Source organism: Actinosynnema sp. NPDC053489 (assembly GCF_044544865.1).
Classification (GTDB): Bacteria; Actinomycetota; Actinomycetes; order Mycobacteriales; family Pseudonocardiaceae; genus Actinosynnema.
Map to the genome: position 1 here is coordinate 319,822 of NZ_JBITXT010000001.1, position 14,207 is coordinate 334,028.

Sequence of the window (14,207 nt, forward strand, 5' to 3'; positions counted from 1 at the left end):
CTCCGGGAGCGGTGTCGCGTGTGCCGCGTTGCTGGGACGGACGTGTCATGGCAGACCCACCAGTTCTTCCGACCGCTCCCACACGGCGCGTTGCAGGCCGGTCCGGAAGCGGTGCGGGGAAGGGGGCACGAGCGCCGCGCCGGGTGTGGTGGAGTAGAAGCCCCCGCTGCGGCCGGCGAAGTGCGGGTCACCGGCGAGCCGCAGGGCGTGCTCGGCGGCCTGGCGGGCGTTGCGCACGAAGGGCGTCCGTTCCGCGAGGGAGAACAGCCGAGTGCCCATCGGCAGGTTGCGGGCGAGCCCGGTGGACACCAGGCCGGGGCAGAACGCGTTGGCGGTGATGCCACGGGAACCCCACCTGCGCGCGATCTCCTGCGTGACGAGCACGTTCAGCAGCTTCGACCGGGCGTAGACGCCCAGGGAGCCGATCGGACCGTACGAGCCGGGTTCGGCGAAGGTGCCGGGATCGAGGTGCAGCACGCTCCGGTGCGACTCGGAAGCGACCATCACGATGCGCGAGGGCGCCGCCCGCTCCAACAGGTCCGCGAGGAGGTTGGTGAGGAGGAAGGGGCCCAGGTGGTTGGTGGCGATCATCCGGTCGAACCCGTCGGCGCTCACCTCGGGCCGGAGGTCGTGGATGCCCGCGTTGTTGACCAGGACGTCGAGGCGCGGCAGGTGCCGGTGGACCTCGTCGGCCACCCGGCGCACGTCCCGCAGGACCGAGAGGTCCGCCACGAGCATCCGGACCGCGGCGGACGGGCTCTCGCGGTGCAGCTCGGCCAGCGTCGCCTCACCCCGGGCGCGGTCGCGGCAGATGAAGAGCACGTGCGCGCCCGCCGCGACGAGTCCCCGGGCGATCTCCTTGCCGATGCCCGAGGTGGCGCCGGTGACGACGCAGTACGCGCCGGCCAGGGCCTCTGTCGGCGCGGTCATGTCGCCATCCCCACGAGTTCGACACCGGACATCTCCAGCAGGAGCCCGCCGGCCGGCGTGACGGCCCGGTACACGCCGTCCGCACCGACCGACACCACCAGCTCGTGCCCGTGGCGGAGCAGCAGGTCGTGGTCGTTGGCACCCCGGGTGTGCAGGTCGACGCGCGACACCGAGCGGGGCACGAACAAGGGGCGGTCGCGCGCACCGGCGGGACGCAGGGCGGACGTCCTCAGCGCGGCGCACATCAACAGCGCGGGTGTCGTCATCGTTCGCAGTCCGGGGTACCCGGCCAGTTCCGGGGTCCAGGTGCCGCGCGCGAAGGGGCCGTCCACGGAGCAGCGCGAGAGGTTGCGGAAAGGGCCGCGCAGCGACACCGGGGCCTCCGGCACGGCGTAAGGGTCGAGGGCGGGCCGGGGATCGATCGGGACGGGTGGGTTCCACGGAGGGCCCTCCGGCAGGGGGCCGCTGGACAACAGCACCTCCGTCTCGAAGTGGCGGAGTCCCCCGGGCCGCATCCGACCGTCCGGTCCCAGGGTGTCGGAGTGGATGCCCACCGCCACCGTCGTCCGGAGCTCCCGGCCGGACCGGTGCCGCGCCAACCGCGCCCTGACGCGCAGGGGGGCGGGCCTGCTCCGGGTGAACGGGCGGATGAAGGTGTCGAACCGGGCGTCCCGGAACCCGGTGGTGACCGCACCCGGGACCAGTGCTTCCGCGGCCTGCGCGGCGATGTCCAGGATGAACGTCGCGGGCACCGTGGGTTTGCCGCTGACCAGGTGGTCGTAGAGGTGGGGTTCTCCGTCCGGGACCATGAGGTACTCCCACTCCCCGCTGCCGCCGGGGTCTCGCGGCGACGACCGCCAGGACGGCCGCAGGCGGCTCGCGGGGCCCGCGGGTGGCTCGTCGCGCACCAGGCCGGGGAAGTGGCGCCGCAGTCGGTCGCGTTCCGTGTCCCCCAGGTAGACCGACGTGCCCCCGGCCCGCGGCGCGGCCGCGACTTCGGCGAGGAACTGCGCGGTGCCCTCGGCCGTCGACATGGGGGTGAACCGCGCCTGGCGCGAGACGTGCTCCTGGTACAGGGCGTCGGACCCCATACCGGTCTGGCGCCACATCGTGAAGCCGACGGTGATCTCGTCGCGACCCGCGGCCGTTTCCGCGGTGGCCTCCAAGTACGCGTTGCCCGCGGCGTAGTCCGTGTCACCGGGGGAGCCGGCCGATCCCGAGTACGAGCCGATGTTGCACCACAGGGCCGGTTGCGCCGGGCCGAGGGCCGACCTGACGTGGAGGTGGCCGAGCACCTTGGTGTCCCGCACCGCGCGGAACACCTCGAGCCGCTTCTTCTCCAGCAGGGTGGAGGCGACCTGGCCCGCGGCGTGGAGGACGAAGTCGACCCGCCCTTCGGCGCCCAGCACCCGTCCGACCGCTTCCCGGGTGGAGCGCTCGTCCCGTACGTCACAGGCGAGGTAGTGCACCCGGTCCTCGCCGAACAGGTCCTTGAGCGCCCGGAGCCTGGTGCGCAGCCCGTGCTGCTTCAGCAGGGCGTCCGCGCGGACGACCACCGACTTCGGGGCCAGGTCCGGGAAGCGTTCGCGAAGTCGGCGGATGAGGTCGGCGCGGGTGCCCGGGAGCCGCTCGTCCCCGATGCCGTCGAGTTCCGAGGGCAGGGCCTCCTCGGTGCGGCCGAGGACCCACAGCTTGGGCCGTGCGTGTCCGGCCAGGGCACCGAGCAGGGCTTGGACGATGTCGCCCGCCCCTCCGGTGATCAGCCCGACGGACCCGTCGGTCAGCGGCAGGCCCGGGGGCGGTGCCGGGGTCGTGAGGTGGACCGGGTGCAGCGCCTCGGTCCACCGCCTTCCCTGGAGGTAGGAGACGGCAGGGGGCGGGAGCGGGCGGGCGACGCGTTCCCGCGCCGCGCGGGCGAGCAGGTCGGGTGTGACGGGCTCGTCGGTGGTGACCGTGAAAGCGGCCGTGCCCGGGCGTTCCCAGCGCAGGCTCTTGACGAACCCGTCGAAGAGCGAGGCGGTCGGGTGCATCGTCCGGTCACCCGGCGCTCCGCTCAGCAGGACGGCCAGCGAGCTCTCCGGCTGCCACCGCGACCAGAGGCGCTGGGTGACCAGGAAGACCGCGTCGTGCAGGGCGAGGGCGCGTGGCACGGAGAGGGCCGACAGGTCTCCCAGCACCGTCAGGTCGGGTGCCGCCGAATCGACTGCGGTGAGCATCCTGTCCACCGAGTCCGGGGACGGGGGGCGACCGACGTCGTTCGGCAGGTCGAGGACGAGCGAGTCGCTGTCGCGGAGGTCGTCGTGGACCGCGGCGCCGACGTCCGGGGAGGCCAGGAGCACGACGCCCCGGCGGGGCAGGGACGGTGGCCGCGGGGTGCCGGTCCCGCTGTCGGGGGGCGCGGCCTCGGCCGAGAGCCGCCTCCGGTAGCGGCGGGTCAGGCGCTCGGTCCCCGGCTCCCGCGGCACCGGGCGCGCCTCCTCGGCCGCCTCGGCCAACAGGGCCGTGTCCTGGTGCACGGCGGGCAGCCGCACGGGCAGGTCCTTGCGCTCCACGGCACGCAGGAGGGCCAGGGCGTGGTCGGCCGCCAGGTAACTGCGGTCCTCCGCCGCCGGTGACCGCTCCCGGGAGGCGGCGCCGAAGGACAACCGGGCGAGGACCGGCAGCTCACGCTCGGCGGCGGTGTGGCTCGTCGTCACGGCGAGCAGGAAGGCGCCCTCGCCCAGGGGCGCCGGCCCGAGCCCCGCCAGGACGGCGTTCTCGGTGCTCCCGTTGCCGTTGACGGCGACGATCAGCGCCAGGTCCAGCTCACCGGTCCTGAGGTAGCGGTCGGCCACCCGGAGCGCGGCGAGCGTCCCGTCCCTCCCGGCGTCGACCGCCAGGCACGGACCGTGGAGGTCGTAGCGGGCCGCGATGCGGGAGGCGATGACGTTCGGCAGCGCGCCCGCCTGCGAGTCCTCGGTCGTCGCCGGGAACCGCTGACGGGATTCCGCCAGCTCCCGCGCCACCCGGGAGAAGGCCGGGTCGGCGCTGTGCCGGTCCAGCAGCCAGGTCGCGTCGTCGGCGTAGCAGCGCACGGCTGTCCCCACCAGTGCGCGTGGCACCCCCGTGTGCGCGGCGATGACTCCCGTCGTCTCCCGAACGTCCGCCCACAGCTCACCGTGCTCCGCGGCGAAACGCGCCGCGACCTGCAGCGCCATCAGCTGGCAGGGATCGACGACCGGGATCGTGCGCTGTGACAACCGGACGTCGGCGGGGTTCGGCCCGGGGTAGGGCCGGGGGAAGCCGGCTCCCGGGGGAGCCGCCGCGCCGCGCAACCAGTCGCGGACCGAGGTGGTGGACGGTTCCCCGGGCAGGTGGGCCGACCAGGCGACCAGCACCAGGTGCCCGGCGTCCGCCTTGACCGGCGGACCGGAGCGCGGGCCGCCGGCGTCGAGGCGATCGGCGACCAGCAGGTGCGCGTTGGTCCCCCCGAAGCCGAAGGCCGACACCCCGACGGTGCGGTGCCCGTCCGGCCTGGCCGGGAAGCGCACGGCTTCGCGCGGCACCCGCACCCGCGCACCACTCGTCCCGCTCTCCGGCTCCTCCGCGCCGAGCTGCCCGGGTATCCAGCCGTGGCGCAGGGCCAGCAGGGCGTGCATCAGGGAGAGGACACCGGCGGTCCAACCGGTGTGGCCGAACACCGGTTTGTTGCTGCTGCACCACTGACCGGGTGAACCGAGCGACGTGAGGACCTGCGACTCGACGCCGTCACCCGTCGGGGTACCGGTCCCGTGCGCGACGACCCAGTCGACCTGTTCCGCCCGCACGCCGTTGACCGTCCGAGCCCGCTGGATGGCGCGTTCCTGACCGGCGGGGTTCGGCGCCGAGATCGACTTGCCGCGGCCGTCCGCGGCACCGCCGAAGCCGAGGAGCACACCGTGGACGGTGTCGCCGTCCTCGCGCGCCCTCCGCAGGGTCTTCAGCGCCACGAGCCCGGCGCCGTCGCTGAACAACGTCCCGTCCGAGGCGCCCGTGAACGCCCGGACGCGGCCGCGCGGGGAGAGCCCGCTGAGCTTGGCGAACATGACGGCCATGGTCGGGTCCACGACGTTGACGCCACCGCAGTAGGCGATCTCGCACTCACCCGCGAGGAGGGCCTTGGAGCCCAGGTCGACGGCGTAGAGGGACGACGCGCACGCGGTGTCGACCACGAGCGCCTCGGTCACCCGTTCCGCGAGTCCGGTGAAGGCGCCGCGCACCACGGCGTCGAGGCCGGCAGCCCTGTCGAGGGGCACCGAGTGCCGGTAGTGCTCGAGCAAGGCCGCTCGCACCCTCCCGCCTTGCTCGTCGTCCGGCGCCGACCGGGCGAGGAGTTCGACCAGCACCGACTCCACGAGGCTCTGGCTGCCACCCGGCCATGCCCCGACGTACGCCCCGCACCGGTAACCGGGTTCGACCCGGACCCCGGACCGCGCTTGGAGAACCGTGTGCCGCAGCCAACGCGCCGCGTCGTCGCGGCCGGGACCGGCGCCTCCCCCCGCTCCCCCCGGAGCGGGGTGGGGCCGGAAGTCGTGCAGGTAGCCGGCGCGGCGGGCATAGGTCTTGTCCGGCTCCTGCCGATCCGGGGACCAGAACCGCCCCAGCTCGAAGCGGTCCCCGGGTTCGCTGAAGACGTCGTGCCCGCCGTTGACCGTCCGCCACAGCTCACCGGGGCTGGACGCCCCGGGCACCGCGACGCCCATGCCCACCACCGCGACCACGTCGTCGGCCTCGCTCGGCACGGTCATCGGCGCTGCTCCTCGACCAACTCGGCGATCTTCTCCAGCGTGGTCGCGCGCACCCTCCGCTCGGCCGGCGGCTCGGCCAGCCCGTAGCGCACCCGGACCCGCTCGAACAGCGCGAGTTGCTTGGCGGAGTCGACGCCCAGGTCGGCCTCGAGGTCGATGTCGGAGGAGAGCATCTCCACCGGGAAGCCCAGGTCCTCGGCGTACATGCCGGCCAGTTCGGTGAGCACGTCGGTGCGCTCGGGCGGCGGGGCCTGTTCGGGCGGCGACACCACGCGCGGTGACTCTTGTGCGTCGCGTACGACGGTCTCGTCCCGGTCGGGCCGGGCGGGGAGCGGAGTCCGGCCAACCGGCAACCCCGCGTCGTCGAGGGCGGTGGTGATGCTCTCCACATCACCGCGGCTGGGCAGCAGCGGGAGTGCGCGCGCGGACGCGGGCAGCGAGGACCCGACGATGCCGGTGAGCGCCTGGCGAGCACCGACCTCGACGAACGTCGTCGTGCCCGAGCGGAACAAGGAGAGCAGCGCGTCGTAGAAGCGCACCGGTGCCACCATGTTCCGGACGACCACCTCGCGCACGTCCGCGACGGTGCGAACGTACCGGCCCAGCACCGGGGAGAACACCGGCACGCGGGGCTCCGCCAGCCGCACGTCTTCCGTCGAGTCGCGGAAGATGTCGGCGGCGACGTGCAGCAGCGCGTTGTGGAAGGCGTACTTGGCCCGCAGCCGGGTAGCGCGGAAACCCAGGCCGGTCGCGACGTTCTCCGCCGCCCTCAGGGACGCCAGCGGGCCGGAGACGACCGTCTGCCCCGGCCCGTTGTCGATCGCCAGGCGAAGGCCGGGATCGTCGAGCAGGCCCACGAGGTGCTCGGCGCGCCACGCGGGCACGTCCAGGGCGAGGAGCCCGCCCTCGGCCGGATCGGCCCGGCTGAAGGCTTTCGTCCGGGTGCACGCCATGCGGGTGACGTCGGCGGTGGACACCGCCGCCGCGGCAGACAGCGCCGCGAACTCGCCGAAGCTGTGTCCGACCAGGACGTCGGCCCGGAGCCCGAGTCCGGAGAAGATCTCGAAACCGGCCGCGTTGATGGCGTAGATCGCCAGGTCCAGTTGGTCGCTGTTCGTGGTGAGGAGTTCGTCCAGCGAGGCCGCGTCGCGTTCCAGGACCAGCGGTGCCACGGGGTCGAAGCCGTGCTCGGCGGCTACCGCGTCGATCGTCTCGAGCACTTCGACGGCCTTCGGGAAGTGCCGTGCCCGGTCGGCGAGGACCCCGGGCAGGTAAGCCCCTTGGCCGGGGAACAGCACAGCCAAGCGTGAAGTCATGAGTGCGCCTTCTCTGGGGAGTACGGGGATGTCGAACTACTGCTCTTCGTGCTGGAGGAGTCCTCGATCGGCGTAGAAGGCCTTGGCGACGGCGAGGGCGTTCAACGCCCTGGGGAACCCGGCGTACGCGCTGACGTGGGCGAACAACGCGACGACCGAGGAGGGCGGGATGCCGATCCGGTGCGCGATCGCGAGGTGGAGGTCCAGTTCCTTCCCGGTGTCACCGAGGACGGCGAGGACCGTCAAGGTCACCAGCTCCCGGTCGCGGTGGCCCAGGCCCGGCTCGTGGTGCAGCGTGCCGAAGACCGTCTCGACGACCAGGCGCGCGGTGCTCCCGCTGATCGGTTCCAGGTCGGCGAGGAACTCCCGCACGGCTTCGTGGCCCGCCAACTCGTTCGCCGTCTCCAGGCCGCGTTCGTACCTTCCTCCCTCGTTCCGGTGGTGGGTCGCGAGCGGGTCTTCTGCTGTCATGGTCAGTCATTTCGTCAGGTGAGGTGGACTTCGAGGGTGGGAGGAGGTGAACGGGGCTTCCGGCGGTGTCAGCGCATTTCGGGCAGTGTCGTGGTTATGGCGAAAAAGATTTTGAGAATTGGTGGCGGCGCTCACCGCGTGCTCTTCGAAGGCCTGCCGTGGCGCCATCGCCGCGAGTCGGCGACATTGCGCGTTCGGTGTGGCGCCAAGGGCTCGTGGAGCGGCGTTTTCGCCGGTCCGCCCGATCGGGCTTGCCCCTCATCGCCCTGATCGAGTGCCGTGTCAGCGGTATCGGTTGGGCGTCCGGCGAGCTGAAAGGCCTGTTCTCCGATCGGATCTTTCGGAGGGGCGTGGTGCCACCGGTTCAAACGTAAGTGATCCTCGGGAGTCGCTCAAGCGTATTCACTCGTTTGTTGCACTGATGCGTATCCGGTCGCTCGACAAGTCCAGGTGTGGGGCGGTGAGAATGTCGTCGGCTCCGGCCGCGAGGAATATTCCTCACGGTGCTGCGATGGTGATCGACCGCCGCGTGGTCGTGGTGTACCGGCCCGCTGTCAGATGGCGGACGGGGCATCTCGGAGATTCGAGGGGTGAGGAGGCGATCACGGCGACGTTGGAGCAGGTCCCGCGCAACGCGGGCCACCGGTCGCGGGGGCCTCGATGGCCGAACGCACCGGGACGGGCGCGTCGACCCCCGGCCGGGCCTGGCGCTCCTCCGGTCTCAAGCTCCACCGCGCGGGAACGTACAAACGTCGTCGGCCTCCACCGCAACCCGCCTCGGCGGGCGGTGGAGCCTGCTCGGCGCGTTGAACGTCCCCGGCGGGAGGGTCATGGGTCGGCTGCGCAGCCAACACCGTGCCACGGAATAGCGGCGCAGCCGCTGTTCCACGTCCATTCACTCCGGCCGGCTCATCCCCGAGTCGACCAGGTCGAGCGCTGGTCCGGCCTCCTGCACCACCGGGTGATCACCGGGTGGTGCACACCGCGTTCCCACCGGTCGGTTCGGACCGCTTGGTCCGGGTCAGAGTGAGGTGATCTCCAGTGAGACCGTGGAGTAGACGCTGGAGACGGTGCCCAGGCCCAGGGTGCACAGGGTGATGTCGGTGGCGGGCGCGGTCAGCGTCTGGGCGACCGTGTCACCGCTGAACAGGCCAGAGGTGACGGTGCCGGTGAAGACCTGGTTGAAGGTGGCGCCGGCGATGGTGGTGATCGCGTTGCCATTGATGGTGGAACTCTGACCGGTGTTCCAGGTGATGACGAGGGTGCCGGCCCTGGAGCCGAGCAGGTTCAGGCAGGATGTGACGGCGTTGCCCTGGAAACTGCGTGAGCCGGAGGTGAGGCCGGGCAGGCTGGCGGAGACGCAGGGCCCGTACTGGGTGGAGGCGGTCACCCTGGTGGCCTGGTTCGTGGCCGTCAACGGCGGGTTGTAGGTTGCGACGTCGCTGCTGGGTGGGGTGCAGGTCACGTCGAGCACCCCGGCCGAAGCGGTCGGGGTGAGCAGCGCGGAGGTCAGCAGGACGGGGAGCGCGACCGCGAGGGCGCGCAGTGTCTTCGGCATCGGAGGACGCTCCGTTTCGGGCGTTGCCACGTGGAGTTGGGGCAGGGTCGTCGCTGGGGGTGGGGAGAAGGCTTGCACCGGTGCGACGCCCGCACTGGACACCCAGGATGCTCCCATCCGGACAACACGCGACAGCGCCATATGGGCGACCCGACGTGAGATCGCGGAACCAAGGAGCACCAACAAGATCTTGGGTTTCGCGGTGGCTGCTCACCGGTGGAGCCGGACCATCCCATGCCACGGTGGTCAACTACGTCGACCGGCACAACGGCGGTCCGGAGAGCCGATCCGGCGTGTCCCGCGCCAGGCGGGCGTGCGGAATACCCTTTCCCTGCCGCACCGCGAAGGGCGCGCCACCGCTTCGGCGCGATCGGCACGCGACGATCGGTCGAAGACGCGGTCCTGGCTGCCCTGGGGGAAATCGCGGGTTCGCGGTGCGCGGAAGACCGTGTTCCTGGTGCGGCGCAACGGGATGACGGCGGCGCGTGCGCGGTGGAGCGGCTGATACGTGCGGCGGGCGTTACGGGCGTCGTGCGCGGCCGTGCTCAAGGCGTCACCGTTCCGGTCGAGGACGGGGCGCGACGCCGGGCGCCCGCGGAGAACCGGCGTGATCCCGTCGATGGCCCGAACGCTCTATGGGCGGGGAACTCCGCCCGCTTCTCGACGTGCTCGGGCACCGTCACCTCCACCACATCCCTGCTGCTGGTTGACGCGCTGGAGATGGTGCTGTGGGGCCGCGGAGCGGTCATCCCAGTCCGGCCATCGCGGGCAGTGGCACTGCCGCCTCCCCGGTGACTTCGCGTGGTTGCACATATGGACACTGTCGCGGGCCATCCGAAAAGAGCATCGTGGGTGTCTGTCGCGTACTCGCACCCAATCCGAGGTCCGAGCACGACCCGGACCGGAGGTCGATGATGTTCGAACCGTTGCGTGCAGCCACCGCCACGCTGGTGACGGTCACCTCTGCCCTGACGCTGGTGGTATCAGGCCCGGCCGCTCCGGCCTCGGCCGGTGTGCTGGACGTGACCTGCATCCCGCCCAGCAGCCAGAGCGCCACCTACACCCCGCCGTTGACCGCGACTTCGCAGAACGTCACGGTCAGCGTCACGACGCAGTACGGGCCGTGCGCGTCGCTGAGCAACCCGGCCATCACCTCCGGCTCCCGCACCCGCACCCTGTCTTCCCCGGGGTTGTCCTGCCTGGACCTCTTGGGCAGCGGCTCCACCACCTTCACCATCACCTGGAACACCGGCCAAACGTCGACCGTCGCCTCGAACTTCACCGCCACGACGGTGGGTGCGGCCCTGGTGGTCACCGACACCGGCACGGTCACCTCCGGTCTGTTCACCGGCAGCACCGTCGTCCAGACGCTCACCGGCCCGGCAGCCGACGTCCTGTTGTGCACCGCGGGCTTGGGGACGGTCTCCGGCATCTACGCCGCCGCCACCCTGGAAATCACCTCCCCCTGAGCCCACTGCCCGAGGAGCCGACACCGCGTCCGTCGAGTGAAGTGAGGGATTGTTGTGGTCGACCAGAGAACGCCACCCGAGCCGCCCGAGGAACTCCCCGTGGGCGCGGACGGGATCTTCGCCAGTGCGCGACGGGTGGTAATGAGAGAGATCGAGGCGTCGTTGACCCAGGTCGAGGAGAAACAGGCGCGTTCGCTCGTCGAGGCGATCACCGGTCGCCGGCGGGTCTTCCTGCTGGGGGCGGGACGGTCGAAGCTGGCCGTCGACGGGTTCGCGATGCGACTGACCCACCTGGGGTTGACCGCGCACGTCGTCGCGGACATGACCACGCCGGCAATCGGCCCCGACGACCTGTTGATCGTGTGCAGCGGCTCGGGTGAGACACCGGGTGTCCTCGCGATCACGCGGCAGGCCGTCCAGGACGGCGCGGGGGTGGCAGTGGTCACCGCGACGCCGGACTCGACGCTCGCCGGCTACGCCGACCTCGTCGTGGGCCTGCGCGAGTACGGCGAGGACCACGAACCGTCGGCGTCGACCCAGTTCGTGGGCACGCTGTTCGAGCAGTCCGCGTTCGTCTTCTTCGACTGCCTGGTCATGGTCCTGCAGCGAACGTTCGGAGCGACCGCCGAAGACATGTTCGCGCGCCACACCAACCTGGAGTGAGCCGAGGAGGGCGAAATGGGATTGTCGTCACCGATCACCTGCACCAACACGAAGGCCGACCTCACCGGGAAGCAGCTGTTGCACTGGCTCGACCACGTGATCCTCCCGCACGCCGACGCGCTGGCACGACTGTCGTTCTTCGCCTGCGTGCCGCACCCCCTGGTGGTACCCGTGAGGGAGCACCTGCGTGGCAGTGGTCTCGCGGCAGGGGCGCAGGACTGCGCCCCGACGGACGACGCGGTCACCGGCGAGGTCAGCGCGGAGCTGCTCGTCGAACTGGGGTGCCGCTACGTGATGCTCGGTCACGCCGACCGTCGGCGCGTGTTCGGCGAGAACGACGTCCTCGTGGCCAGGAAAGCCGAAGCGGCCGCGGCGGCGGGCCTGACCCCGCTGGTGTGCGTCGGCGAGCACGACCACCTGCCCGCCGGCACGGCCGCCCGCCACGTGGCGGCACAGGTGCGCACCGCGACCGGCCGACTCGGCCACGACAACCCGGTCGTGATCCTGTACGAGCCGACCTGGGCGATCGGTTCGGACCAGGGTGCGGACCCGGACCACGCGGCGGCCGTCTTGCACGCGTTACGGGCCGCGACGACCGACCTCGACGCGCGCTTCCTCTACGGCGGCGCGGTCGTCCCGGGCACCTACACCGCGCTGCGCTCGGCCGGCGACTGGGATGGCGTCGCCATCGGTCGCGTCGCGAGGGATCCCGGCATGCTCGCCGAGGCCACGGCCGAACTCCTGGCCCGGCGGTGAACCGGCGCGCCGAGCGGATCCGCGGGCAGACCAGCCGCGGCCGATGCGCGGGACGCAGGCCGCGTTAGCTGGTGGCCACCCGTCGACAACAACCGCGCTGCGATCCAGCAGGCGGGCCGCGCCCGTGCCGGTGACGCGCTCGGCGTTGCCTCGTAATGATCTGTCCACATTGTCTGTCGCGTTCGGACTATTGTGAGGTGCCCGACGTGAAGGCGGACGAGATTGCCGCGTGGTAGCCGTGCGTGTTGTCATCGTGACCGGAATCCGGCACACCCGCCTCGGCGAGTCCGGTGGTGGTGCGAGGCAGTGCGGACCGAGGTCTTCCAGGCACGCTCTCACGCCCGCGCCGACCCAGCTCGAGGATCGAGTCCGGGTCGGCCGCGGCACCGGTGACAAGGCCGTTCGGGCGTCGGCGGCTCAGACCGAGGTGATCTCCAGGGTCACGGTGGAGTAGATGCTGGAGACCGTTCCCAGGCCGGCGGTGCACAGCAGGACGTCGGTGGCCGGGCCGGTGAGGACCTGGACGACGGTGCTGCCCGCGAACAGGCCGGAGGTGACCGTGCCGGTGTCGGTGACCACCAGGGCGGTGCCCACCGTGGTCGAGGTGAAGTTGGAGGAGATGGTCGAGGTCTGCCCGGTGTTCCAGGTGATGGTGTACGTGGCGGGTCCGCCGTTCAGCAGGTCGAGGCAGCTCCGCCCCGGGATGATCAAGGTGCGGGTGCGCGTGCCGGAGGTGATGGCCGGGTTGCTCAACGACACGCAGGGCCCGTACTGCGTCGAGGAGCTGACGGTGACGGTCTGCGGGGTCGTGCTCAGCGGCGGGGCGTAGGTGTCGTTCTGGCTGCTGGGCGCGGAGCAGGTCACGTCCAGCACTCCGGCCGATGCCGGAGGGGTCGGGCCCAGCACCAGGAGCGCCACGGCGGAGGCGGTCGTCATCACGGTGGCCGTGGCGGTGCGCAAGGAATCGATCATCGTTGACCTTCCAAGGGGAGCGGTACCCCGGATGGGACGGGAGCACGGGGTCACTGTCCAGGATGCTCTGATCTGAAGGCTAACGACAGGACCACACGGGTTGTCACGTGGATGCGTCCGACCCCCGTCGCATCACCTCGGCTCACCGGTCGGTTTGGCAGTGGTGGCGCCGATGTCCGTTGATGCTCTTGGAAAGCCGTCCGCGCAGGTGCTGCCGGAGTGCCCGGTGCGTGGCTCCGGCCATCTCGGCCCGAGGCCGAGCCGCCGTGCCGAAAAGTTCCCGCCGCCGGTCCCTTGTGCGACACGGCCATGCCGAACGGTCCGTGCCGGTCTACATGGGAGGGTCCCGCACGGATATCCGATCGAGCCGACATTCTTGCGTAGTCGCCCGTTCGGTTCTGTCGCTGCTCGCCTCAAGGGAGCACTCTGGTGGTCGGCGCGTGCTCGCGCCCACAGGGGGACCGGGCGCCACCCTGAATGGAGAACGTGATGATCAAATCGTTGCGCATCGCCGCGGCCGTTCTGATGACGGTCGTCAGCACCTCGGCGCTGCTCGTCCTCGGTCCACCGGGGACGGCTTCGGCCGGGGTGCTGGACGTGACCTGCACCCCGCCCGGCAGCGAGACCACCACCTACACCCCGCCGCTGACGACGGCACCGCAGGCCGTCACCATCAGCTCCTCGACGCAGTACGGGCCCTGCGCGTCGCTGAGCAACCCGGCCATCACCTCCGGCACCCGCTCCCGCACCACCAGCGACCCCGAGCAGACCTGCCTGGACCTGCTGGACACCGGCTCCTCTACCTACACCATCACCTGGAACACCGGGCAGACCACGACCATCTCCGCCAACCGCACCGCCACCGTCGTGGGTGCCGCCCTGGTCATCACCTTCACCGGCACGGTCACCTCCGGTCTGTTCACCGGCAGCACGGTCGTCCAGACGAACACCGGCCCCAGCGCCGACGTGCTGCTGTGCACCGCCGGGTTGGGCACGGTTCCCGGCATCTACGCCGTCGTGACCCTGGAGATCACCTCGGTGTGACCCACGCAGTGGACCCGGGCCATGGTGGCGTCCGGCCGCGAAACGCCCAACCCCGCGCTTCCAACAGCACCCGGCTGGTCGCCGATGTCGTGGATCGGACACCCGAGCGGCAGGTCGGCGGGCGCGAGGCGGGGCGCGGTGGTCCGGTGCGCACCGTCGGGCCGACAGGTCGCGAGGCGTCATCGGCCCGTGCCAGGAGTTGCTGCGCTCCACCACCCAGTGCCCAGACCGGAGCCGTGTGGTGTGCCACCGTCGGGTGATG

Annotated in this window: 10 protein-coding genes; 4 read left to right on the forward strand and 6 right to left on the reverse strand. The window is 71.5% G+C overall.

The genetic code is table 11. The features are described 5' to 3' along the window. Positions 1–45 precede the first annotated feature (45 nt). The 5 genes from ACIGNX_RS01290 to ACIGNX_RS01310 form a co-directional block, all read right to left on the reverse strand. Positions 46–930, reverse strand: coding sequence for an SDR family NAD(P)-dependent oxidoreductase (locus ACIGNX_RS01290; RefSeq protein ID WP_396535021.1), 885 nt, complete (start codon positions 928–930; stop codon positions 46–48). After that, entirely contained in the window at positions 927–5,696 is a 4,770-nt protein-coding gene (locus tag ACIGNX_RS01295) for an SDR family oxidoreductase (RefSeq protein ID WP_396535023.1), read from the reverse strand. Before ACIGNX_RS01295 ends, ACIGNX_RS01290 begins: the two co-directional genes overlap by 4 nt. Then, complete coding sequence (locus tag ACIGNX_RS01300; RefSeq protein WP_396535025.1) at positions 5,693–7,012, reverse strand: acyltransferase domain-containing protein; 1,320 nt, start codon at positions 7,010–7,012, stop codon at positions 5,693–5,695. The genes ACIGNX_RS01295 and ACIGNX_RS01300 overlap by 4 nt, the downstream gene beginning before the upstream one ends. 36 nt (positions 7,013–7,048) lie before the next feature. Further along, entirely contained in the window at positions 7,049–7,483 is a 435-nt protein-coding gene (locus tag ACIGNX_RS01305) for a carboxymuconolactone decarboxylase family protein (protein WP_396535027.1), read from the reverse strand. Positions 7,484–8,504: 1,021 nt separating this feature from the next. Next, on the reverse strand, positions 8,505–9,041 hold the full coding sequence (locus ACIGNX_RS01310) for a hypothetical protein (protein ID WP_396535029.1): 537 nt from the start codon (positions 9,039–9,041) through the stop codon (positions 8,505–8,507). Positions 9,042–9,967: 926 nt separating this feature from the next. On the opposite strand from ACIGNX_RS01310, the gene ACIGNX_RS01315 reads away from it, so the two are divergent. The 3 genes from ACIGNX_RS01315 to ACIGNX_RS01325 all read left to right on the forward strand — a co-directional run bounded on the left by ACIGNX_RS01315 (position 9,968) and on the right by ACIGNX_RS01325 (position 11,929). Beyond that, positions 9,968–10,510: a hypothetical protein gene (locus ACIGNX_RS01315; RefSeq protein ID WP_396535031.1), complete on the forward strand. Its 543-nt coding sequence runs from the start codon at positions 9,968–9,970 to the stop codon at positions 10,508–10,510. 99 nt (positions 10,511–10,609) lie between these two features. Next, a complete protein-coding gene (gene hxlB / locus ACIGNX_RS01320; protein ID WP_396535033.1) occupies positions 10,610–11,173 on the forward strand; it encodes a 6-phospho-3-hexuloisomerase in 564 nt (187 codons plus the stop codon). A 15-nt stretch (positions 11,174–11,188) separates the two neighbouring features. Then, positions 11,189–11,929, forward strand: a complete 741-nt coding sequence (locus ACIGNX_RS01325) for a triose-phosphate isomerase (RefSeq protein ID WP_396535035.1) — start codon at positions 11,189–11,191, stop codon at positions 11,927–11,929. Positions 11,930–12,346: 417 nt separating this feature from the next. On the opposite strand, the gene ACIGNX_RS01330 is transcribed toward ACIGNX_RS01325, so the two are convergent. Continuing rightward, a complete protein-coding gene (locus tag ACIGNX_RS01330) occupies positions 12,347–12,901 on the reverse strand; it encodes a hypothetical protein (protein ID WP_396535037.1) in 555 nt (184 codons plus the stop codon). A 489-nt stretch (positions 12,902–13,390) separates the two neighbouring features. On the opposite strand from ACIGNX_RS01330, the gene ACIGNX_RS01335 reads away from it, so the two are divergent. Beyond that, entirely contained in the window at positions 13,391–13,945 is a 555-nt protein-coding gene (locus tag ACIGNX_RS01335; RefSeq protein WP_396535039.1) for a hypothetical protein, read from the forward strand. Positions 13,946–14,207: the final 262 nt, after the last annotated feature.